General features: G+C 63.7%; 20 protein-coding genes. 18 read left to right on the top strand and 2 right to left on the bottom strand.

What is annotated here, in order from left to right; all coding sequences use genetic code 11:
- Positions 1-34 precede the first annotated feature (34 nt).
- From SA87_RS12070 to SA87_RS12055, 4 genes are all read left to right on the top strand, one after another.
- Positions 35-847, top strand: coding sequence for a gamma-glutamyl-gamma-aminobutyrate hydrolase family protein (locus SA87_RS12070; protein WP_066203714.1), 813 nt, complete (start codon positions 35-37; stop codon positions 845-847).
- Between the two features lie 243 nt (positions 848-1,090).
- Positions 1,091-1,915: an aspartate kinase gene (locus SA87_RS12065; protein ID WP_066203710.1), complete on the top strand. Its 825-nt coding sequence runs from the start codon at positions 1,091-1,093 to the stop codon at positions 1,913-1,915.
- Between the two features lie 171 nt (positions 1,916-2,086).
- Positions 2,087-3,394, top strand: a complete 1,308-nt coding sequence (locus SA87_RS12060) for an acetamidase/formamidase family protein (RefSeq protein ID WP_066203709.1) — start codon at positions 2,087-2,089, stop codon at positions 3,392-3,394.
- A gap of 112 nt (positions 3,395-3,506) precedes the next feature.
- Complete coding sequence (locus SA87_RS12055; RefSeq protein ID WP_066203707.1) at positions 3,507-4,517, top strand: P1 family peptidase; 1,011 nt, start codon at positions 3,507-3,509, stop codon at positions 4,515-4,517.
- Positions 4,518-4,554: 37 nt separating this feature from the next.
- Here the strand turns inward: SA87_RS12055 and SA87_RS12050 are convergent, their stop codons facing one another.
- Positions 4,555-5,439 (bottom strand): LysR family transcriptional regulator, encoded by an 885-nt coding sequence (locus tag SA87_RS12050; protein WP_066203703.1) that lies wholly within the window; start codon positions 5,437-5,439, stop codon positions 4,555-4,557.
- 173 nt (positions 5,440-5,612) lie between these two features.
- Between SA87_RS12050 and hpaB the strand changes: the two genes are divergently transcribed.
- The 14 genes from hpaB (at position 5,613) to SA87_RS11980 (ending at position 20,022) form a co-directional block, all read left to right on the top strand.
- Complete coding sequence (gene hpaB / locus SA87_RS12045) at positions 5,613-7,073, top strand: 4-hydroxyphenylacetate 3-monooxygenase, oxygenase component (RefSeq protein ID WP_066203701.1); 1,461 nt, start codon at positions 5,613-5,615, stop codon at positions 7,071-7,073.
- A gap of 24 nt (positions 7,074-7,097) precedes the next feature.
- Positions 7,098-8,078, top strand: coding sequence for a 3,4-dihydroxyphenylacetate 2,3-dioxygenase (hpaD, locus tag SA87_RS12040; RefSeq protein WP_066203699.1), 981 nt, complete (start codon positions 7,098-7,100; stop codon positions 8,076-8,078).
- An 82-nt stretch (positions 8,079-8,160) separates the two neighbouring features.
- A complete protein-coding gene (locus tag SA87_RS12035; protein WP_066203696.1) occupies positions 8,161-8,634 on the top strand; it encodes a flavin reductase family protein in 474 nt (157 codons plus the stop codon).
- Between the two features lie 89 nt (positions 8,635-8,723).
- The gene (hpaI, locus tag SA87_RS12030; protein WP_066203692.1) at positions 8,724-9,647 is read left to right on the top strand and encodes a 2,4-dihydroxyhept-2-ene-1,7-dioic acid aldolase; all 924 of its coding nucleotides are present in this window, start codon (positions 8,724-8,726) and stop codon (positions 9,645-9,647) included.
- An 11-nt stretch (positions 9,648-9,658) separates the two neighbouring features.
- On the top strand, positions 9,659-10,459 hold the full coding sequence (locus SA87_RS12025) for a fumarylacetoacetate hydrolase family protein (protein ID WP_066441869.1): 801 nt from the start codon (positions 9,659-9,661) through the stop codon (positions 10,457-10,459).
- Complete coding sequence (locus SA87_RS12020) at positions 10,456-11,208, top strand: fumarylacetoacetate hydrolase family protein (RefSeq protein ID WP_066203688.1); 753 nt, start codon at positions 10,456-10,458, stop codon at positions 11,206-11,208. Before SA87_RS12025 ends, SA87_RS12020 begins: the two co-directional genes overlap by 4 nt.
- A 252-nt stretch (positions 11,209-11,460) precedes the next feature.
- Positions 11,461-11,979 carry a 5-carboxymethyl-2-hydroxymuconate Delta-isomerase gene (locus SA87_RS12015; protein WP_066203685.1) on the top strand — a complete coding sequence of 173 codons (519 nt, stop codon included), beginning with the start codon at positions 11,461-11,463 and terminating at the stop codon, positions 11,977-11,979.
- A gap of 281 nt (positions 11,980-12,260) precedes the next feature.
- Complete coding sequence (gene hpaE / locus SA87_RS12010) at positions 12,261-13,739, top strand: 5-carboxymethyl-2-hydroxymuconate semialdehyde dehydrogenase (RefSeq protein ID WP_066203684.1); 1,479 nt, start codon at positions 12,261-12,263, stop codon at positions 13,737-13,739.
- A gap of 32 nt (positions 13,740-13,771) precedes the next feature.
- Positions 13,772-15,046, top strand: a complete 1,275-nt coding sequence (locus tag SA87_RS12005) for an ABC transporter substrate-binding protein (RefSeq protein ID WP_245637740.1) — start codon at positions 13,772-13,774, stop codon at positions 15,044-15,046.
- A gap of 181 nt (positions 15,047-15,227) precedes the next feature.
- A complete protein-coding gene (locus SA87_RS12000; protein ID WP_066203680.1) occupies positions 15,228-16,109 on the top strand; it encodes a branched-chain amino acid ABC transporter permease in 882 nt (293 codons plus the stop codon).
- A gap of 96 nt (positions 16,110-16,205) precedes the next feature.
- Complete coding sequence (locus SA87_RS11995; protein WP_156516554.1) at positions 16,206-17,087, top strand: branched-chain amino acid ABC transporter permease; 882 nt, start codon at positions 16,206-16,208, stop codon at positions 17,085-17,087.
- A gap of 29 nt (positions 17,088-17,116) precedes the next feature.
- Entirely contained in the window at positions 17,117-17,878 is a 762-nt protein-coding gene (locus SA87_RS11990; protein WP_066203890.1) for an ABC transporter ATP-binding protein, read from the top strand.
- The gene (locus SA87_RS11985) at positions 17,862-18,605 is read left to right on the top strand and encodes an ABC transporter ATP-binding protein (protein ID WP_066203678.1); all 744 of its coding nucleotides are present in this window, start codon (positions 17,862-17,864) and stop codon (positions 18,603-18,605) included. Before SA87_RS11990 ends, SA87_RS11985 begins: the two co-directional genes overlap by 17 nt.
- Positions 18,580-20,022, top strand: coding sequence for an aldehyde dehydrogenase family protein (locus SA87_RS11980; RefSeq protein WP_066203676.1), 1,443 nt, complete (start codon positions 18,580-18,582; stop codon positions 20,020-20,022). The genes SA87_RS11985 and SA87_RS11980 overlap by 26 nt, the downstream gene beginning before the upstream one ends.
- Before the next feature lie 101 nt (positions 20,023-20,123).
- Here the strand turns inward: SA87_RS11980 and SA87_RS11975 are convergent.
- Positions 20,124-20,440 (bottom strand): transposase (locus SA87_RS11975; protein WP_211264209.1); only part of this gene is annotated, 317 nt, incomplete at its 5' end.

Raw genomic sequence — 20,440 nt, 5'->3', positions numbered from 1 at the left:
GAAGAAAAGGGCCCGGGCGGGAGGGGGAGAGGCGATGCGGCCGGTGATCGGCATCATCCCGAGTCGGGATGAGGGCGGTCGATATACCGTCCACCGGGATTACCTCGAAGCCGTCGAAGCGGCCGGCGGGCTTCCGGTCGTGATCGGCTACGCGGAGGCGGATCAGGACGTCCGGCGCAGGCTCCTTTTGATCGACGGGCTTCTTCTCACTGGCGGCGGTGATCTCGACCCGGCCTCTTTCGGCGAGGCGCCGCATCCGTCTTTGGGGACCGTTGAGCCGGAGCGGGACGCCTTTGAACTGGCGCTTGCGCGCCTCGCCGCGGCGATGGGTCTGCCGCTTTTCGGCATCTGTCGGGGAGCGCAGCTTTTGAACGTCGCCTTCGGCGGCGATCTCCATCAGGACCTTCCGGCCCAGTGGCGCGGGCCGCTCGTCATGCATATGCAGCGGGGGCCCCGCGCGTGGCCGGCACACGCCGTTGGGGTGGCGCCGGACAGCCGGCTTGGGGCGATCGTCGGGGCGGAGCGGCTTCGCGTCAACAGCTTTCACCATCAGGCGATCCGCCGCGTCGCTCCCGGCTGGCGGGCCGTCGCCTGGAGCGACGACGGGGTGATCGAGGCGATCGAGCGGCCGGACGGCCCGCTGGCCCTCGGCGTCCAGTGGCACGCCGAAGCCCTCGCCGCCGCCGGCGCATGGGAGCAGCGACGGCTCTTTGCCGCCTTCGTCGAGGCGGCCCGGGCGTCGGCCGATAGAACGTCGCCCGACGAAGCGGTCCCCTCCGGCGAGCGGCCCGGGATCGGTCGGACCGATCAAGCCGATCGTCGGGGCGATCAAGCCGAGAAACGGTGAGATCAAGCCGCCAAACGCGGGCGGAAACGGAACGCCGACGGCGAACCGAAGAGGGGTTCGCCGTTTTTTTTTGTCGGGAGGCGGCCCCGATGAGAACTAAGATTGCGAAATTGTTTTCCGCCCTTGTGCTCGGCCGCACGCGGTGCTATACTGTCTAGCGAACATAAACAGGATGTACTTCATAAAGAGACAACCGGCGCCGATCTGGCGCGGGACGGAAGACGGAGAGGAGAGAAACCGGCGATGGAACGGATTCCCCGGCGGGTCGTGCAAAAATACGGCGGATCGTCGCTGGCCACGGTGGAAGCGATCCGGGCGGTGGCGGCGCGGGTCGCCCGGACGGTGCGGGAGGGGACGGAGGTCGTCCTCGTCGTCTCGGCGATGGGGCGGTCGACCGACGGCCTCATCGCCCTGGCGTCGTCCCTTCACCCGGCGCCGCCGGGGCGGGAACTCGATCTTCTCCTCGCCACCGGGGAGATCGTCTCGGCGAGCCTCATGGCGATCGCCCTGCATCGGGAAGGGGTGGCCGCCGAGGCGCTGACGGGGGCTCAGGCCGGCCTCATCACCGACGGCACCTACGGCGGCGCCCGGATCGTGGCCTTCAACACCGCCCGGATTCGGGCGCTCCTCGCCCGAGGCGCCGTCCCCGTCGTCGCCGGTTTTCAGGGCATGTCCGCGTCGGGCGAAGTGACGACCCTCGGTCGCGGCGGCTCCGACACGACGGCGGCGGCGCTCGCAGCGGCCCTCGGCGCCGATCGCTGCGAGATTTATACCGACGTCGACGGCGTCTACAGCGCCGATCCGCGGCGCGATCCCGCATCCCTCCGTTTTTCTTACCTGACCTACGAAGAGGCGCTTCGGCTCGCCGAAAACGGGGCGAAGGTGATCCATCCCGACGCCGTGCGTTGGGCGCAGTCGGCCGAAATTCCCCTCGTCGTCGCCAAGAATGATGCGTCCGACGCGCTGGCCGAAGGGACGTTGATCGCGAGTGCGGACTTTCGAGGGTTGCCAGCAGCTGAACATGATCTGACCATCATTCCAGAGAACGTCGCATCCACGCGTTCGTGAGTCGGCCCTCTTTCTGGTGGCTCGGGAGACGGTGAGGACGGATCCCGAGCCAATTTTTTCCAGCTATACAAAAAACGAGAACTGCAAATGATAAATGTAGATCCGTGCAATGATCCATGATATTCTTTCTTATGTAAGGGCTTGCTAGTCGATCAGAAGGAGGGCCACCAAATGCCGGCACAGGGGACCGTTTACGTCGATGTGTTTACCGACGGCATTTTGGATCCGAACGAACCGATGCTCGGCCCGGTGAAAAACGGCGGCTATATCGTCGCCAACACGACGCCGGGCTGCTGGGGCCCCATGCTCACCCCGAAGCTTAGGGGCGGCCACGAAGTAACCAAGCCGGTATCCGTGGAAGGCGCTGAAGTCGGCGACGCGATCGCCATTTACATCGAATCGATTCGCGTGACCTCGATCGCCACGGCATCGGGCAACGACCGGGTGATCGAGGGGCGATACATCGGTGATCCCTTTGTCGCCGCCAAATGCCCGGTGTGCGGGACGCTCTATCCGGATACGAAAATCGAGGGGATCGGCCCGGACGCGATTCGCTGTGCGCACTGCGGGGCCGAAATCGCGCCGTTTAAGTTCACGCATGGTTATACGATCGTTTTCGATGAAGACCATCGGGTCGGCGTCACGTTGCACAAAGAGGCCGCCGAAAAAGTCGCTCGGGACGGCCGATTCTATATGAAAACGCCGGAGCGGTCGATCCAAAACCCGGTGGTCACGCTTGCGCCGCATGATTTGGTCGGGACGATGGCGCGCGTCCGTCCGTTTCTCGGTCAGCTCGGGACCACGCCGTCCATTCCGTTTCCCGATTCGCACAACGCCGGGGATTTTGGGGCGGCCTTGGTGGATGCGCCGCATGATTACCGGATCAGCGAGGAAGATCTCATCAAGCACCGGACGGACGGGCACATGGACATTAACCGCGTCCGGGAAGGCGCGGTCGTGATCGCCCCCGTCAAAGTCAAGGGCGGCGGCGTCTACCTCGGCGACATGCATGCAATGCAGGGGGACGGAGAAATTGCCGGCCACACGACTGACGTAAGCGGCATCGTCACCTTGCGGGTCGAAGTGCTCAAAGGCCTGAACATCGAGGGGCCGATTTTGCTTCCGAATGTGGAAGACCTGCCGTATCTCGCCCGCCCGTTCACCCAGGAAGAGCGGGCCCGGGCGGAGGCCCTCGCCGCCCGATGGGGCGTGCCGGCGCTGGAGACGTCCTATCCGATTTCTTTTGTCGGAACGGGAAGAACGCTGAACGAAGCGACCGAAAACGGGCTCGAGCGGGCGGCCAGGGTGCTCGGCATCAGCGTCCCGGAGGTGCTGAACCGGGCGACGATCACGGGCGCCATCGAAATCGGGCGCCATCCCGGCGTCGTGACGGTGACGTTCCTGGCACCGGAGCCGCTTCTGGAACGTGCCGGCCTTCTTGCGATCGTCAAAGCGCGGTACGGATGGGATCAAGCGTAGCGCAAATAGGACCCGTTCGCCGGCCGTCCGGGCCCACTTCCGGGCGGCAATTTTCTGTTTTATGCTGTGCTTGAACCGACCGTTCACGGCCGGATTCGAAAGGAGGCGTTCGATGACGGACTCCCCGTTCACCATCACCGCCGTCCCCGGGGTGAAGGTCGGGCACGCCGAAGACGCGGAGGCGCTGACGGGGGTGACCGTCGTCCGCGTCGATCAAGGCGCCGTCGGCGGCGTCTCGGTGCGCGGTTCGGCGCCGGCGACGCGGGAGACCGACGCTCTGAACCCGCTCGGCCTCGTCGACGTCGTGCACGCGGTCGTCCTCGCCGGCGGGAGCGCCTTCGGGCTCGATGCCGCGGGCGGCGTCGTGCAATATTTGGAGGAGCAGGGCATCGGCCTGGACACGGGCGCCGCCCGCGTGCCGATCGTTCCGGCAGCCGCCCTGTATGATCTGGCGATCGGATGCGCGACCGTCCGTCCGAATCGAGAAATGGGGTATGCTGCGGCGGCGCGGGCGGGGGAGATGCCCGTAGAAGCACAGGGGAACGTCGGCGCCGGCACGGGCGCGACGGTCGGAAAGCTCTTCGGCATGGAACGGGCGATGAAAGGGGGGCTGGGGACCGCCGCGCGTCGGCTCCCCGGCGGACTGATCGTCGGGGCGATCGTCGCGGTGAACGCCGTCGGGGAGGTGCGGGATCCCCAAAGCGGGGCCGTCCTGGCCGGCGTCCGTTGCGACGACGGCGACATCCTGCCCCTATCTTCGCTGTTCGAAAATCCTGGCCTTAGGCGGTTTTCCTTTTTTCCCGACCCGGGCGGTCCCGCACCGGGCACGGCGACGACGATCGGCGTCGTGGCGACGAACGCGAAGCTGACCAAAGGGCAGGCGACCAAGGTGGCCGACATGGCCCACGGCGGGCTCGTCCGCACGATCTACCCGGTCCATACGATGTTCGACGGCGACGCGATCTTCGCCCTGGCCACCGGGGAAGTGGAGGCCGACGTCAATTGGGTCGGCACGGTCGCCGCCGATGTCATGGCCGAAGCGGTCGTTCGGGCGGTGAAGGCGGCCCGGGGCGCCGGCGGCGTGCCGGCGTGGCGCGACCTCACGGAGAATAGAAGCCAGTAAGCGAGAGCGGGCGGGCGGCGCAAGCGGACTTTGCCCTTCAAAGCGCGCCGAATCGTTCTTCTAAAAGTTCAATAAACCGGACCGCGGCTTTGGAACGATAACGTTCCGGATCCCAGACGATCGCGGCTTTGGCGGCGATATGCGCATCGTCAAACGTCGCGACCGTCGCATTGTTCGGCTTAAACCGGACGGCGGCACCGAACGGGATGACGGTGGCGCCGATTTCTTCTTCGACGAGGGCGAGAAGCACGTGGACGTCCGGGGATTCGGCGACAATCTTCGGTTCAAAGCCGTGCCGGCGGCACTCGCCGACGACGAGTTCAAACTGCCCTCGACCGCTTAAGCGGTGCAAAAGGACAAGCGGTCGATCTTCGAGGAACCGAAAGGAAAGGCGCTTCGGCACCTTCCAGGACGCCGGTGCCACGAGCACGTACGGTTCGTCCGGCAGCGCGCGAACGTCAAGCGCTCCGTCCTCAAACGGCAGGCGAATGAGGGCAAATTCGATCTCCCGCCGCTTGACCATCTCCGTCAAGACATACGTATCCCCTTCCCGGAGAAGGAACCGGACATTAGGGTGCAGGGCGTGAAATTGGCGGAGCACCGGCGCGACCCAAGCGAATAGCGTCTTTGCAAAGCCGAAGGAGAGCGTTCCCCGAAGGCCTGCTTCCGTCTCGCGAACGCTGATGGCGATTTCGTCGATCTCCGCCAGCAGGCGCTTGGCGTGCCGGTAGAGCGTTTCGCCGGCCGGCGTAAGCTCAAGCCGCTTTTTGACGCGATGAAAAAGGGCGACGCCGAGTTCTGCTTCGAGTTGCTTAAGTTGCTGACTGAGCGGCGGCTGGGCCATATGCAAAAGTTCCGCCGCTTTTGTGATCTGGCCGGCCTCGACGACGGTGACAAAATACCGGAGCCGCCTGAAATCCACGGCGATCGATGCCCCCCGTTTCCATCGTACATATCGTTTTTATATGGCATTTAGACATAAACAATATTCGATTTGTATGATAACGCATGCTAGGCTAAAGTCAACACCGAAAGCGCACAAGAAAAAAGGGTGTTAAAAATGACATTCATCCTTTTCGAACGAGGAGGGAGAGTATGCCGGCAAAAACGGGGGCGGAGTACATCGCCCGGCTCAAACAGGCGCGCGCCGCGGTGTACCTCGACGGCGAACGGATCGACGACGTCACGGAACACCCGGCCTTTCGCGGCGTCGTCCGGTCGATGGCGCGGCTTTACGACCTGCAGTACGAAAAACCGGACAAGATGCTTTACCAGTCGCCGACGACCGGCGATCTCGTCGGGATGACCTTTCTCGTGCCCCGGACGAAGGAAGATCTCATCGCCCGGCGAGAAGCGATGCAGGAGTGGGCCTACGCTCACGTCGGGATGATGGGCCGGGCGCCGGATTACCTGAACGTCGAAGTGATGGCGATGGGAGCGGCGGCGGAATTTCTCGCCGAAGACGACCCGATGTTCGCCGAAAACGCCCGGAAGTACTACGAACACTGCCGGGAAAACGACGTGAGCCTCACCCACACGCTCATCAACCCGCAGATCAACCGGGCGAAGGCGCAGCACGAACAAAACGACCCGGAGGTCCCGCTTCATATCGTCAAAACGACGCCGGACGGGCTCATCGTCCGGGGGGTTCGGCTCCTGGCGACCCAGGGGGCGATCACGGACGAGATCCTCGTTTTTCCCTCGACGGTGAAGAAAGCGGATTCAAAAGAAGACATTTATTCTCTCGCCTTCGCCATCCCGAACAACACGCCGGGGGTGAAGTTTATCAGCCGCGAGGCGTTCGCCTACGGCCGAAGCGCCTGGGACCATCCGTTGGCTTCGCAATTCGAAGAAGGCGATGCGATCGTCTACTTCGACGACGTTCTCGTGCCGTGGGAACGGGTGTTCATTCGTGGCAACGCGAACTTGAGCAACCGTTACTTTCGTGAAACGAACGCCATCGTCCATATGGCGCATCAGGTGGTGGCGAAAAACGTCGTTAAGACAGAATTCATTCTCGGCGTGGCGCTTCTTCTCATGGAAGCGATCGGCATTCAGGGGTTTCAGCACGTCCAGGACAAGGGCGCCGAGATCATGATGACGCTCGAGACGATGCGCAGCCACCTCTACCGGGCCGAGCACAACGCCAAGCTCGACCGGTGGGGAGTGATGACGCCGGATTTCGCGGCCCTCGATACGGCGCGAAACTGGTACCCGCGGATCTATCCCCGGCTGGCGGAAATTCTCCGTATCCTCGGCGCATCTGGGCTCACCGCGCTGCCGACGGAGGCCGACTTCAAAAACCCGGAGATCGGCCCCATCGTCCGGCGGGCGATGCAGGGGGCGAACCTCGACGGCGAGGAGCGGGTGCTCCTGTTCCGCCTCGTCTGGGACATGACGATGAGCGCTTTCGGCAGCCGGCAGACGCACTACGAGTACTACTTCTTCGGCGACCCGATCCGGATGGGGATGGCCTACTTCGAATATTACGATAAGGACTTCTACAAGGAGCTCGTGCGGCAGTTTCTCCGACGCACCGTCAAGGTGGCGGTCTGACCATCTCAGGAAGGAGGGCTTTGCATGGGCGACATCATCCGCACCGCCCGGGCGATCCTCGGCGTGACCGACCTCGAACGCTCCCGGCGTTTCTACGAAGATGTCCTCGGCTTCGTGCTCACCGAACGGGACGATGATCACCTGTATTTCCGCGGCTATGAGGAACACGTTCACCACAGCCTCGTCTTGAAGAAGACCGAGGTGCCGTACGTCGAGGCAATCGGCTTCAAAGTCCGGTCGGAAGCCGACCTCGATGCACTGACCGAACGGTTTCAGCGAGAGGGCCGGAAGATCCGGTGGCTGGAGAAGGGGACGCAGCGGGCCGTCGGCCGGGCGCTCCGGGTGGAGGACCCGTCGGGCGTCGTCGTCGAGTACTTTGCCGAAATGGAAAAGGCGGAGCGCCTCCTGCAGCGCTACGAACTCTACCGCGGCGCCCGGATGCAGCGGATCGACCACTTCAACTGCCTTGTGCCGGACGTGCAGAAGGCGTACGACTACTACATCGGATCGCTCGGCTTTGCCTGTTCGGAATACACCGTGACGAAAGATGATCGCCTGTGGGCGGCGTGGCTTCACCGAAAGCCGAACGTCCACGATATCGCCTTCATGAACGGTGAGGGGCCGCGGCTTCACCACATCGGTTTTTGGGTGACCGATCCGATGAGCATCATTCACGCTTGCGACGTCCTCGCTTCCGTCGGCTATGCCGGCTCCATCGAACGCGGGCCAGGCCGCCACGGTCTGTCGAACGCCTTTTTCCTCTACCTCCGGGACCCCGATGGCCATCGCATCGAGCTCTACACCGGCGATTACCTCACGTCCGACCCGGACTTTGAGCCGGTGCGCTGGGACGTCGACGATCCGCGGCGGCAAACGTTCTGGGGTCATGCGGCGCCGGACTCCTGGTTTAACGAAGCAAGCCGGTTTAAAGTTCTGGACGGCGACGGACTCGTGCCGCTTCACCCCCCGACGCTGGAAAAATTGAAGCCGACCTTCGTCCTCTAAAGGTCAAACGCGAACGGGTTTCGTTCTCAGGGTAAGGAAAAAGCCGGACGGCGAAGCGCCGGCAGAAAGGGGGACGGTGTCCATGGACCCGCAGTTTTTCCGCCGCACGATGGGGCGATTCGCCACCGGGGTGACGGTGATCACCGTCGCACACGGGGACACGGTGCACGGGATGACGGCGAACGCCTTCATGTCCGTCTCCCTCGATCCCCCCCTCATCGTGGTTTCGGTCGACCGTCGGGCCCGAATGCACGAGCGGTTAGAACAAGCGACGCACTTTGCCGTCAACGTTCTCGCCGCCGATCAAATACCGTTGTCGCAGCATTTTGCCGGCCGAGTAGACCCTACGCTTGCGATCCGGTTCGTCCGGAAAGGGCCGTGGGCCTTTCTCCTGGGGGTGCTGGCGGAAATCGGCTGCGCCGTCTACGCCCGCTACGATGGCGGGGATCACACCCTCTTCCTCGGGCGGGTGGAGCATCTGGCGTCGTATGAGGGAGATCCGCTTCTTTTCTACCAAGGGCGGTATCGAACGCTCACCGATCCTGTGCAGGTTTAACGGGAGCAGGCGAATGCCTGGGCGCCGGCCGAAGCCGTAAAGCCCCCGGGCATCGCGGGCAAAGCGACGACGGTGAGGGGGGATTTCTTTTGACATACGACGCGGTTAAAAAGCGGCTCCGGGGTTCGATCGCTCCGGTGGTGACACCCTTTACGGCCGACGGCGCCGTCGATTACGCGACCCTCGAAGCGCTGATCGACTGGCAGATCCGAAGCGGAAGCCACGGCATTTCCGTCACGGGGACGTCCGGCGAACCGAGTTCGCTTACGCTGGAAGAGCGAAAAGAAGTCATCCGCGTGGCCAAATCGGCCGTCGGCGGTCGCGTCCCGTTTGTGCCGGCAACCGGCTCGGTCAACCACGCCGAGACGCTGGAGCTCACCAAGTTTGCCGAAACGATCGGCGCCGATGCGGCGATGGTCATCGTCCCGTATTACGTCCGTCCGACCCAGGAAGGGCTGTATCGCCACTTCCTTGCCGTCGCCCGCTCGGTCGATCTTCCGATTCTGATCTACAACATCCCCGGCCGGACGGCGGTCAATCTCGAAGTTTCGACGCTCGCCCGACTCGTCGAGGCGGCGCCGAACATCGTCGGCATCAAAGAGTCCAACAAAGACTTCGAGCACGTCAACCGCGTCCTCGGCACCGTCGGTCGTGACTTTCTCCTCTTCTCCGGGATCGAGCTCCTCTGTTACCCGATGCTCGCCATCGGCGGGGCCGGGTCGATCAGCGCGACGGCCAACGTGTTTCCGAGCAAAGTCGCGGAAATGCACGATGCCTGGTTTGCCGGCGATGTGAAAAAAGCGCAAGACCTCCATTACGAGCTCATGGAGCTCAACGATTTGCTCTTTGTCGAGACCAACCCCGGTCCGGTGAAGGCGGCGCTCGGCCTGATGGGCAAAATCACGCCGTACGTTCGGCCGCCACTCGCCCTTCCCGGTCCGGAGCTTACGGAGCGGATCCGGACGACGCTTCTCCGCTACGGGCTCCTGGAAGAAGCGACCCAAATATCGTGAGGGCAAACAGCATGGAAAACGACCGCGCAGCACCTCGCCGGCCGGTTCGGGCCTATGCCCGGCCGGTCCGGCGTCCGCTCGTTTGGGCGATCGACGTCGATCCGGACGAAGACCGCGCCTGGATCGATGGCGAGGTCGTTCGGGCGACCGACGTCGTCTGGGATCTTCCCGTCCGGGGAACGGTGTACGGGCTTTTGCTCAACACCGTAAGCCAGTGGACCGCGTTTCAACCGAAGATGACGCGTCCGCCGTACGAGGCGCCTCCTTCGCATCCCGTTTTGTACGTCAAACCGCCAAACACACTCCTTCCAACCGGCGGGACGGTGGCGTTAGATCCGGACGTCGACGTCGTCGCCGTCGGCGTGACCGTAGGCGCCGTCTTCGCGCGACCGGTTTTTCGGGCCACCCCTCAGATGATCGACGCGGGGCTTCTCGGATACGTCATCGTCGGTGATCTGTTCGTGCCGCACGACGATTTTTTTCGGCCCCCGTTTCGGACGCGCGCCCGGGACGGCTTTACCGTTCTCGGGCCTTGGGTCGTCGACCGGACCGCTTATTTTCCGGACGTTCTACGATACCGTATCTGGATCGACGGCCGGGAAGCGGCGACCGGCGAAGAGCGGTGGGTCCGCCCTCCGGCGGACGTCCTCGCTTCTGTATCGGCATTTATGACGCTTGCTGCCGGAGACGTCCTTTTGCTCGGTACGCCGTACACGGTCCCGCTTGCCCGTCCGGGTCAGTCGGTGGCGCTCGAGGTGGAGGGGCTTGGCCGAAGCGAATTCACCGTTGGGCGAAGGGGGGAGGAGCGGTGAACGGTCCGGCGACGGGCCGCGTCGCGTATCGCGGTGCGGTGTACGACGTGACGCCGGCGCCCGGCGGGGTGTGCCTACCGAACGGGGAAGTCGTGCCGGAGGAGGCGGTTGTCTGGCTGGTGCCCTTTCGCCCGCGGGCGATCATCGCCCTCGGCCTCAACTACGGCGACCACGCCCGGGAACTCCGGTTCGAAGCGCCGCCGGAGCCGATCGTCTTTTTCAAAGGACCGAACGCCCTCGTCGGCCACCGGGGGACGACGCCCCGGCCGCGGTCGGCCCGAATGATGCATTTCGAAACGGAGCTCGCCGTCGTCATCGGTCGGCGGGCGCGGTTTGTCCCCGAGCGGGACGCTTACGCCGTCGTCGCCGGCTACACGGTGGCCAACGACTACGCCGTCCGGGACGACCTCGAGAATTATTACCGTCCGAACCTGCGGGCCAAAAACCGCGACCGGTCGACGCCGATCGGCCCGTGGCTTGTGGCGTCAGAGGCGGTTCCCGACCCGATGAACCTCCCCCTCCGGACGGTCGTCAACGGGCGGATCGTCCAGGAGGGCAACACCCGGGATATGCTCTACGGCATTCCGGAGATCATCGCCTATCTGAGCCGCCACATGACGCTCGACGCCGGCGACGTCATCCTCACCGGGACGCCGAAGGGGGTGGAAAACGTCGTCGCCGGCGACGTCGTCGAATCGATCATCGACGGCGTCGGTCGGCTTCTGAACACCCTCGTCGACGACGGATGACGCGCCGCAAGCCACGGTTCGCGGCAAACCGGCCGTTTCAGGTCGAAACGGCCGGTTTCTCGGGACGGCCGTTTCGCCTCTGTTTCCCGCCGGAAAACCGGTGTGCGGCCAGACGAACGCTTCGCAGCGTCTCATTGGTACTGCTTTTCATCGCTCCGGCCGGAGGGAGGCGAAACCGAAACGTCGCTACGCGCTTTTAAAATGCGCGGGATGTGCCGGGGAACCCGGGGAAGCACCGAAGGGAGGGAGCCGATGCCGCACGTCATCGTCGAATACTCCGCCAACCTGGAAGCGGAAGGGGACATTCCGGGGCTGCTTCGGGCGATCAACCGGACGCTCCTCGGTTTTCAGCCGCTCATTCCGATCGGCGGCCTCCGGACCCGGGCTTATCGCGCCGAAAAATATGTCGTCGCAGACGGGACCGCCGATGACGCCTTTGTCCACGTGACGATCCTCCTCGGCCGAGGGCGGACGGAGGCCGATCGCTGGAAAATCGGCGAAGCGGTCTTCCAGACGTTGAAGGGTCATTTTGCCGGATTGTATGCCCGAAGATATCTGGCATTGTCGCTCACGGTGGAGGAATTTTCACCGCTCGGCACGTTTAAGCACAACAACATTCACGCCCGATATGCGTCGGCTCCGGCCCCGGGATCGCCTGATCCTGCCGGAGCGGACGGCGTCGTGGAGCCGAAGGCCGGTGCCTTCGGTGAAACCGGGCCGACCGCCGGCGCATTCGGTGAAACCGATTCGACCGCCGGTGCACCCGGATAAAACCGAACCGACAGCCGATGCCCCGCCCGGTGCAGGAAAAAGGCATAAGGAAAACGAAAGCAAAATGCCGGGAATGAAAAAAATCGTCTTGACTGCCGTGTGCCTCAGTATTTAAACTTAACATTGTAAAAACGTTAATTAAACGTTATACAAAAATCTGTAACACACGGCCGGTGGGACCTTCCTGCGCCGGAGTCGGCTGGGCGGACGGCGGTCACCGGGGACGACGCCGATCGAACGCGCTTTCGGACATGTTCAGAAAAGAAAAGGAGGAGACCTCCATGGCGATCGTGCCGGCGCGCATCCGCCATTTTATTGACGGCCGGTTCGTCGAGTCGGTATCCGGCAAGACGTTCACGTATCTCAACCCGTACACCGGCAAAGTTCTCGGGGAGGTGACGGAAGGCTTTCAGGAAGACATCGATCGGGCCGTACTGGCGGCCAAGCGGGCGTTCGTCGACGGCCCCTGGGGGAAGATGTCGGTGACGGAACGGCTCCGGTACGTCGAGCGGTTTGCCGATCTCATCGAAAAAAACGGCGACGAGCTCGCGGAACTGGAGTCGATCGATACCGGCCTTCCGATCAGCCAGACGAAAAATCAAGCCGCCCGGGCGGCAGAAAACTTCCGCTTCTACGCCTCGATGGTCAGAAGCCGGCTCGTCGGGGAAGCGTACCGGGTCGACGACAAGTTTATCAACTACACGATCTACAAGCCGCTCGGCGTCGCCGGGCTCATCACGCCGTGGAACGCGCCTCTCATGCTTTCCACCTGGAAGATCGCCCCGGCCCTAGCCACCGGCAACACGGTCGTCCTGAAGCCGGCGGAGTGGACGCCGCTTACGGCGAACAAGCTGGCGGAGATCGCCGCCGAAGCGGGGCTTCCGGACGGCGTGTTCAACGTCGTCTACGGCTTCGGCGAGACGGCAGGCGCCTCCCTCGTCGCTCACCCGGACGTCCGACTCATCTCGTTTACCGGTGAGACGACGACCGGCACGATCATCATGAAAAACGCCGCCGATACGCTGAAGAAGCTCTCGATGGAGCTCGGCGGCAAGTCGCCGGCGATCCTTTTTGCCGACGCCGACCTCGAGCGAGCCCTCGACGCCGTCATCTGGGGGGTTTTCTCGTTCAACGGCGAGCGATGCACCGCCAACTCCCGCCTCCTCGTCGAGCGTACGATCTATGAGGAGGTCGTCCGCCGGCTCAAGGCCCGTATCGACCGGATCGTCCTGGGCGATCCCCTCGACCCGAAGACGGAGGTCGGGCCCCTCATCCACCCCGAACACCACGCCCGCGTTCAGGGGTACATCGACCTCGCTCGACAGGAGGGAGCCGAGGTGGTGCAGGCGCCGCTCCCGGAGGCGCTCAGGGGGAAACCTTTCATCCCGCCGACGCTCCTCCTCGGCGTCGACAATCGGATGCGGGTGGCGCAGGAGGAGATCTTCGGCCCCGTCCTCGCCGTGATTCCCTTTGACACCGAAGAAGAGGCCCTCCGGATCGCCAACGACGTCAAATACGGCCTCGCCGCCTACATCTGGACGAAGGACATCCAGCGGGCGCACCGGCTGTCGCAGCGGATCGAAAGCGGCATGGTCTGGATCAACTCGCAAAACGTCCGCGACCTCCGCATTCCCTTCGGCGGCACGAAGGCGAGCGGCATCGGCCGGGAGGGCGGCCACTACAGTTTCGATTTTTATACGGAAGTGCAGGTCATCCACGTCGCCATCGGCGACCACCCGATCCCGAAGTTCGGGCGGTGATCCGAAACAAAAACAAAAGGAGGTCTCACGGAATGCGGTTGTGGAAAGCCTGGAACACGTTCGGGCGCAGCCGGCTTCGCCTGTGGGCGCTCGGGGCGCTCGTCGCGATGGTGGCCCTCGGCGGCTGCGGCGGCGGCCAGTCGGCGAACACCGCGAAGCCCCAGACGCCGGCCGAAAAGAGCGAAAGCCCGGGCGCTGCTGTGGAGAAACCGCCTGCGGCCGGCGAGCCGATCAAAATCGGCGCCTTCTTCTCGGCCTCCGGTGGCGCGGCGCCCCTCGGTAAGCCGGAGCTCGACACGGTGAGGATGCTCGTCGACGAGCTCAACCAGAAGGGCGGGATCGGCGGCCGTCCGGTGGAGCTCATTGCCTACGACGACAAATCCGACCAGAACGAGGCCGTTCTGGCGGTAAAAAAGCTTATCGAGTCGGACAAGGTGGCGGCGATCGTCGGCGGGACGATCAGCGGCAATTCCCTCGCCGTCATCCCTCAGGTGGAGAAAGCCGGCGTGCCGTACCTCTCCGTCGCCGCCAGCCGGCAGGTCGTCCGGCCGGACGATGGCTCGCCGCGGAAATGGACTTTCAAGACGGCTCAGGGCGACGACATCGTCATCGACAAGGTGCTGGAGTTTCTGAAAGAGCAAAATCTGACGAAGATCGCCTGGCTGAACGTCGCCAACGCCTACGGCTCGAGCGGCCGGGCGGAGTTCGAGCGGCTGGCGCCGAACTACGGTATCGAAGCGGTTGCCAAGGAAGAGTTCGAGGCGACGGTAAACGACGCCAAGGCGATGCTCACCCGGGTGAAGAAGGCGAACCCGCAGGCGATCGTCGTCTGGGGAACGGTCCAGGAGAGCGCCGTCGTGACGAAAAACATCCGGGAGCTCGGCTTCGACGTCCCGGTCATCGAAAGTCACGGCATCGGCAACCCGCAGTTCATTCAGCTCGCCGGCGAGGCGGCGGAAAACGTCGTCTTCCCGATCGGCCGGATCGTCGTCGCCGATCAGCTGCCGGACTCCGACCCGCAGAAGGCAACGCTTCTGGAGTACAAAAAAGCGTACGAAGCGAAATACGGCACTGCGCCGTCGACGTTCGGCGGGCACGCGTGGGACGCCTTCCAAATCCTCATCGCCGCCATCGAAAAGGTCGGGACGGATCCGGGGGCGATCCGAGATGCGATCGAAGGGACGAAAAACTTCGTCGGCATCACCGGTGTGTTCAACTTCTCTCCGGACGACCACACCGGCCTGACGAAAGACAGCCTTGTCATCGCCCGGGTGAAAAACGGCGCCTTTGAGTTCGTCCATCCGTAAAGGAGCGGTCTTTCACGCGTAAGGTGACTGCCGCCCGATGACGCTCATCCGAGGAATCGGCCGTAGATGTGCGGTTTGCTGCCCCGGCGCCGGCGCCCGGCATCGGTCCGCCGGGGCACGGCCGTGCGAACGCGGTTTTTCGCCAGCCAAACGTTTCGATCGGGCAAAGGGGAGGGCGACGGTGGACGCGTTTTCGCAGCTCTTGCAGCTCTTGTTTGCTGGCCTCACGGTCGGCAGCATCTACGCTCTGATCGCGCTCGGGTTCGTCCTCACTTACAACGTGACCGGCATCCTGAACCTGGCGCAGGGGGAGTTTGCCATGCTCGGCGCGCTCATCGCCGTCTCCCTCGTTGCCTCCGGCATCCCGTACGGCCTCGCCCTCGTCGGGGCGATCGCGGCGGTGTCCCTCATCGGTGGGCTGTTCGAGCGACTGGCGCTTGCCCCGGCCCGCGGCGCGTCGACGGCAACGTACCTCCTCATCACGATCGGTTTTTCGTTCGCCATGCGAGGGCTCGCCATCTTCGTCTGGGGCACCCAACCGTACGCGTTGCCGCCGTTTACGTCGGACAGATCGTTTTCCCTCCTCGGCGCGGTGATCCAGACTCAGAGCCTGTGGGCGGTCGCCCTCTCCGTTCTGGCGTTCGGAGCGCTAGAAGGCGCGTTCAACCGGACGTACGCCGGCAAGGCGATGCAGGCGTGTGTTATCAACCCGGTGGCCGCCCGCCTCGTCGGCATCGATCCAAAGCGGATGGCGCTTTATACCTTGGCGGCGAGCGCCGGTCTTGGCGCCCTGGCCGGCGTCACCGTCGCGCCGATCTCCGGCGCCTCCTACGGGATGGGTCTCATGCTGGGCCTGAAAGCGTTTGTCGCGGCGGTCATCGGAGGGTTGACGAACGCCCCGGCGGCAATCGCCGGCGCCTATCTCATCGGCATCACAGAAGCGCTGGTCGAAGGATACTTATCGTCGTCGTACAAAGATGCGGTGAGCTTTCTCTTTTTGCTGATCATCCTGTTGTATCGGCCGACCGGGCTATTTGCTCGGGCGGAAGGAAAGCGGGTGTAAGCCTTGGCTTCGCGTCGGTGGACCATAGCGGTCGCCGTCTTCGGCCTTGTCGCAATTCCGTTTATTTTTACCGACAACAACTACGTTCTTAGCCTTATGATCCTTATCGGCCTCTTTGGCCTCATGGCGACGGGACTTCTCCTGCTCATGGGGTATGCCGGACAAGTGTCGCTAGGTCATGCCGCTTTTTTCGGCTTGGGCGCTTATACGTCGGCATACCTCACCACTCGCCTCGGCTGGTCGCCGGCCGCGGCCCTTCTGATCGGGATTGTTGTTTCGCTCGCCGTCGCCTTCGTCATCGGCTTGGCAGCGCTTCGGCTTCGGGAGCATTACCTGGCGCTTGCGACCCTCGGCTTCGGCGTCATCATGTATACCATCTTCAAAAACGCTAAAGCGATCACCGGCGGTTTGGACGGCTTTTTCGGCGTCCCTCCGTTTTCCATCGGTTCTTTCGTCTTCGCAGATGAACGCGCTTCGTACGCGCTTGTCTGGGGAGCCGTCGTTTTGGGTCTCTGGTTTGCGGCCAACGTTCTTCATTCCCGAGCGGGCCGGGCGATTCGGGCCCTCCACGACAGCGAATTCGCCGCCGAGGCCCTCGGGGTGAACGTCTTTCGGGCGAAACTCGACGTCTTTTTGCTGAGCGCCGCCTACGCTTCCGTCGCCGGAAGCTTGTACGCGCACTACGTCGGGTTCATCAATCCCCAGCTTTTCGATCTGGTGACGTCGATCACGCTGGTGGCGATGGTGATTATCGGGGGAAATCGCGCCATCATTGGCGGCGTTCTCGGCGCCGGAGTCTACGTCGTCCTTGGGGAAGGGCTCAAGGCGGTCGTGCCAAAGCTCATCCCGACCGCCGGCGGGGAGTTCGAGCTCCTCTTTTTCGGGCTCCTGATCATCGTCATCATGATCTTCAAGCCGGAAGGGCTGACCGGCTTCAGGTGGCCGACGGCCCTTCGCCCGGGGAGGGAAGCCCGGTGACGGAGCCGCTCCTTACTTTAAACGGCGTGATGAAACGCTTCGGCGGCGTCGTCGCCGTCCAGGGGGTGACGTTCGACGTCCGTCCGCAGGAGATCGTCGCCCTCATCGGTCCGAACGGCGCCGGAAAAACGACCCTCTTCAACATGATCAGCGGCATCTTTTCACCGACCGCCGGCGAGATCCGCTTTGCCGGCCGGCCGATCCACGGCCTCTCGCCGCACGCCATTGCTCGCCTCGGCTTGACGCGGACGTTTCAGAACCTGCAGATCTTCTATCACATGACGGTGCTCGAAAACGTCCTCGTCGGGCTGAACGTCCGGCTGAAGACCCGGATGCTCGCGGCGGGTCTCAGACTTCCGCGCGTTGCCGAGGAGGAACGGAGGGCGCGCGATATGGCCCTTCAATGGCTCAATCGGGTCGGGCTCGCAGCGCTTGCCGACCGGCCGGCGGCGACGCTCTCCTACGGGCAGCTGAAATTGCTTGAAGTCGCCCGGGCTGCGGTGTCCCAGCCGGCGATGATCCTCCTCGACGAGCCGATGGCGGGGCTCAACCCGGCGGAATCCCAGGCCCTCGTCCGGCTTATGCTCGCGATGCGGGAAGAAGGGACGACGTTTCTCTTCGTCGAGCACGATATGGAGGCGGTGATGACGGCCGCCGACCGGATCGTCGTCCTCGACTACGGCCGGATGATCGCCGTCGGACCGCCGGCGGAGATCGCCGTCCATCCGGAGGTGATTCGCGCCTATCTCGGCGCGGAGATCGAGGTGATCGCCGGTGCTCACCCTCAATGAGGTCAATACGTATCACGGACACCTGCACGTTCTTCACGATATCACCTTTACCGTCGAGCCCGGCGAAATCTTTGCCATCGTCGGAGCGAACGGCGCCGGAAAAAGCACCCTTCTCGGGACGATCGCTGGCCTATACGTGCCGCGGCGGGGCGTGATCACCTTCCAAGGAAGGTCTCTTCCGTACGGCCGGGCGGAACGGATCGTCCGCCTCGGATTAAGCCTCGTACCGGAGCGGCGACAGATTTTCGACGACCTCTCGGTGCGGGACAACCTCTTTCTCGGCGCCTATCACCGGATGCGACGGCGGGACCCGTCGGTGATGGACGATTTCCGGCAGGTGCTCCGGCTGTTTCCTCGGCTCGAATCGATGCTCGACCGACCGGGCGGGCTTTTGAGCGGCGGCGAGCAGCAGATGCTCGCGATCGGTCGGGGGCTCATGGCGAGGCCGAAGCTCATCATGCTCGATGAGCCTTCCCTAGGGTTGGCGCCGCTCATCGTGCAGGAGATCTTCCGGTCGCTCGTCGAGATGCGGGAGGCGTACGGGCTTACGGTCCTCCTCGTCGAGCAAAACGTCCGGGCGGCGCTTTCGATCGCCGACCGGGCGATCGTCCTCGAGCGGGGCCGGGTAGCGCTGGCCGGGAACGCCAGGGCGCTGCTCGAAGATGAGTCCGTCCGACGGACGTATCTGGGGGTGAAAGGCGATGACGTTCACCGACGGCGGGCGTAAGGGGCTCTGGATTGGCGGTCGGTACGGGCCGGCGGCGTCGTGGATGCCGGTCGTGTCGAAGGCGGACGGCCGGGTGCTCGCGGAGGTCGGCCGGGCGGGCGCCGACGACGCCAGGCGGGCCGTGAAGGCCGCCGCCGAAGCGTATCCCACATACCGCCGCCTGCCGGCCCACGTCCGGGCCGCCATTCTGTACCGGGTCGCCGAAGCGCTGGAGACGCGGCGAGAGGAGGTTGCCCGCCTCATTGCCGAAGAGGCCGGAAAGCCGCTGAAAGCCGCCCGGGCGGAAGTCCTTCGGGCGGTTCAGACGTACCGCTTCTCCGCCGAAGAGGCAAAACGCATCGGCGGCGAGACGATCCCGATGGATGCGGCGGTCGGCGGCGAGGGGCGCCTTGGCTTTACGTGGCGGGAACCTCTTGGCGTCGTCGCGGCGATCACGCCGTTTAACTTCCCGCTCAACCTCGTCGCCCACAAGCTCGGACCGGCCCTCGCCGCCGGGAACACCGTCGTTCTCAAGCCGGCCGGTGCGACGCCCCTTTCGAGCTATTTCGTCGCCGAGCTCTTTCACGAAGCGGGGCTTCCCGCCGGCGCTTTGAACGTCGTAAGCGGTCCCGGCGGGGAGATTGGTGACGCCCTCGTCGAACATCCGGATGTCAAGGCGATCACTTTTACCGGAAGTCCCGCCGTTGGGAAGCGCATCCGGGAAAAAAGCGGCCTCAAACGGACGATCCTCGAGCTCGGCTCGAACTCGGCGGTCATCGTCGAGCCGGATGCGCCGTTCGACTTGGCCGTCGCCCGCACGGTGGAAGGGGCGTTTCAGTACGCCGGGCAAATCTGCATTTCCGTCCAGCGGATATACGTCCATGCAGAGATTTACGAGCGGTTTTATTCCGCCCTCATCGAAAAGACGAAGGCGCTTCGTGTCGGAGACCCGCGGGATGAAGCGACGGATGTCGGGCCTCTCATCCACGAAGGGGAGGCGGCGCGGGTTCAGGCGTGGATCGAGGAAGCGGTCGCCGCCGGCGCCCGGATCGCCGCCGGCGGCCGGAAGGACGGGGCGTTCCTCGAGCCGACGATCCTCACCGACGTGACGTCGGGGATGAAGATCGTTCGCGAGGAAGTGTTTGGCCCGGTGGCGACCCTGGTTCCCTATCGAACCCTCGACGAGGCCATCGCCATGGTCAACGACTCGAAGTATGGCTTAAACGTCGGCGTCTTCACCCGGGATATCGGAAAAGCGTTCGACGCCGCCCGGCGGCTCGAGACCGGCGGCGTGATGATCAACGACATCCCGACGTTTCGCGTCGACCACATGCCGTACGGCGGGGTGAAGGAGAGCGGCTTCGGCCGGGAAGGGGTGAAGTACGCGATCGAGGAGCTCACGGAGCTCAAATTCGTCATGGTAAACCTTAACTTCTGAACGAATGAACGAAGCTGAACGAAACGCTGAATGAACAACGCCCGATCAAGTCCAGTATCATGTGTAAATTGCCCTCTTCGGCGAATGAAAGGACAGGTCACTCAGGCATTCACAACGTGCAGCATGGCCGGCTCAGTGGATTTCTGTTGTTCCTTCTTCCACTGCCAATACTCATCCATATTCAGGTAGCGGTGCCCAGTGGTCCACGTCTCGTCTATCTCCATGAGTAGCGCTCCAAGCAACCGTATCACGGATTCCCGGTTGGGAAAGATGCGGATGACTCTTTCACGACGGCGAATCTCCTCGTTGAGTCGTTCCACGCCGTTCGTGGTACGCAAGCGCCGCCGATAGCGATCCGGCAAGACCAGCACGGCCGTGACGTCGTCAAAGCCCTCCTCTAGCACCTTGACGGCCTTGG

It is taken from the genome of Hydrogenibacillus schlegelii (genome assembly GCF_001653195.1).
GTDB classification, from domain to species: Bacteria; Bacillota; Bacilli; order Thermicanales; family DSM-22653; genus Hydrogenibacillus; species Hydrogenibacillus schlegelii.
This window is presented reverse-complemented; position numbering and strand designations above follow the sequence as displayed.

What these genes read in the sequence shown, in the direction of transcription:
- SA87_RS12070 (WP_066203714.1), top strand. Translation starts at nt 35, where the DNA reads ATGCGGCCGGTGATCGGCATCATCCCGAGTCGGGATGAGGGCGGTCGA.
- hpaD (WP_066203699.1), top strand. Translation starts at nt 7,098, where the DNA reads ATGGGCGACATCATCCGCACCGCCCGGGCGATCCTCGGCGTGACCGAC.
- SA87_RS11980 (WP_066203676.1), top strand. Translation starts at nt 18,580, where the DNA reads ATGACGTTCACCGACGGCGGGCGTAAGGGGCTCTGGATTGGCGGTCGG.
- SA87_RS11990 (WP_066203890.1), top strand. Translation starts at nt 17,117, where the DNA reads ATGAAACGCTTCGGCGGCGTCGTCGCCGTCCAGGGGGTGACGTTCGAC.
- SA87_RS12060 (WP_066203709.1), top strand. Translation starts at nt 2,087, where the DNA reads ATGCCGGCACAGGGGACCGTTTACGTCGATGTGTTTACCGACGGCATT.
- SA87_RS12015 (WP_066203685.1), top strand. Translation starts at nt 11,461, where the DNA reads ATGCCGCACGTCATCGTCGAATACTCCGCCAACCTGGAAGCGGAAGGG.
- SA87_RS12055 (WP_066203707.1), top strand. Translation starts at nt 3,507, where the DNA reads ATGACGGACTCCCCGTTCACCATCACCGCCGTCCCCGGGGTGAAGGTC.
- SA87_RS12025 (WP_066441869.1), top strand. Translation starts at nt 9,659, where the DNA reads ATGGAAAACGACCGCGCAGCACCTCGCCGGCCGGTTCGGGCCTATGCC.
- hpaE (WP_066203684.1), top strand. Translation starts at nt 12,261, where the DNA reads ATGGCGATCGTGCCGGCGCGCATCCGCCATTTTATTGACGGCCGGTTC.
- SA87_RS11995 (WP_156516554.1), top strand. Translation starts at nt 16,206, where the DNA reads ATGATCCTTATCGGCCTCTTTGGCCTCATGGCGACGGGACTTCTCCTG.
- SA87_RS12065 (WP_066203710.1), top strand. Translation starts at nt 1,091, where the DNA reads ATGGAACGGATTCCCCGGCGGGTCGTGCAAAAATACGGCGGATCGTCG.
- SA87_RS12035 (WP_066203696.1), top strand. Translation starts at nt 8,161, where the DNA reads ATGGACCCGCAGTTTTTCCGCCGCACGATGGGGCGATTCGCCACCGGG.
- hpaB (WP_066203701.1), top strand. Translation starts at nt 5,613, where the DNA reads ATGCCGGCAAAAACGGGGGCGGAGTACATCGCCCGGCTCAAACAGGCG.
- SA87_RS12005 (WP_245637740.1), top strand. Translation starts at nt 13,772, where the DNA reads ATGCGGTTGTGGAAAGCCTGGAACACGTTCGGGCGCAGCCGGCTTCGC.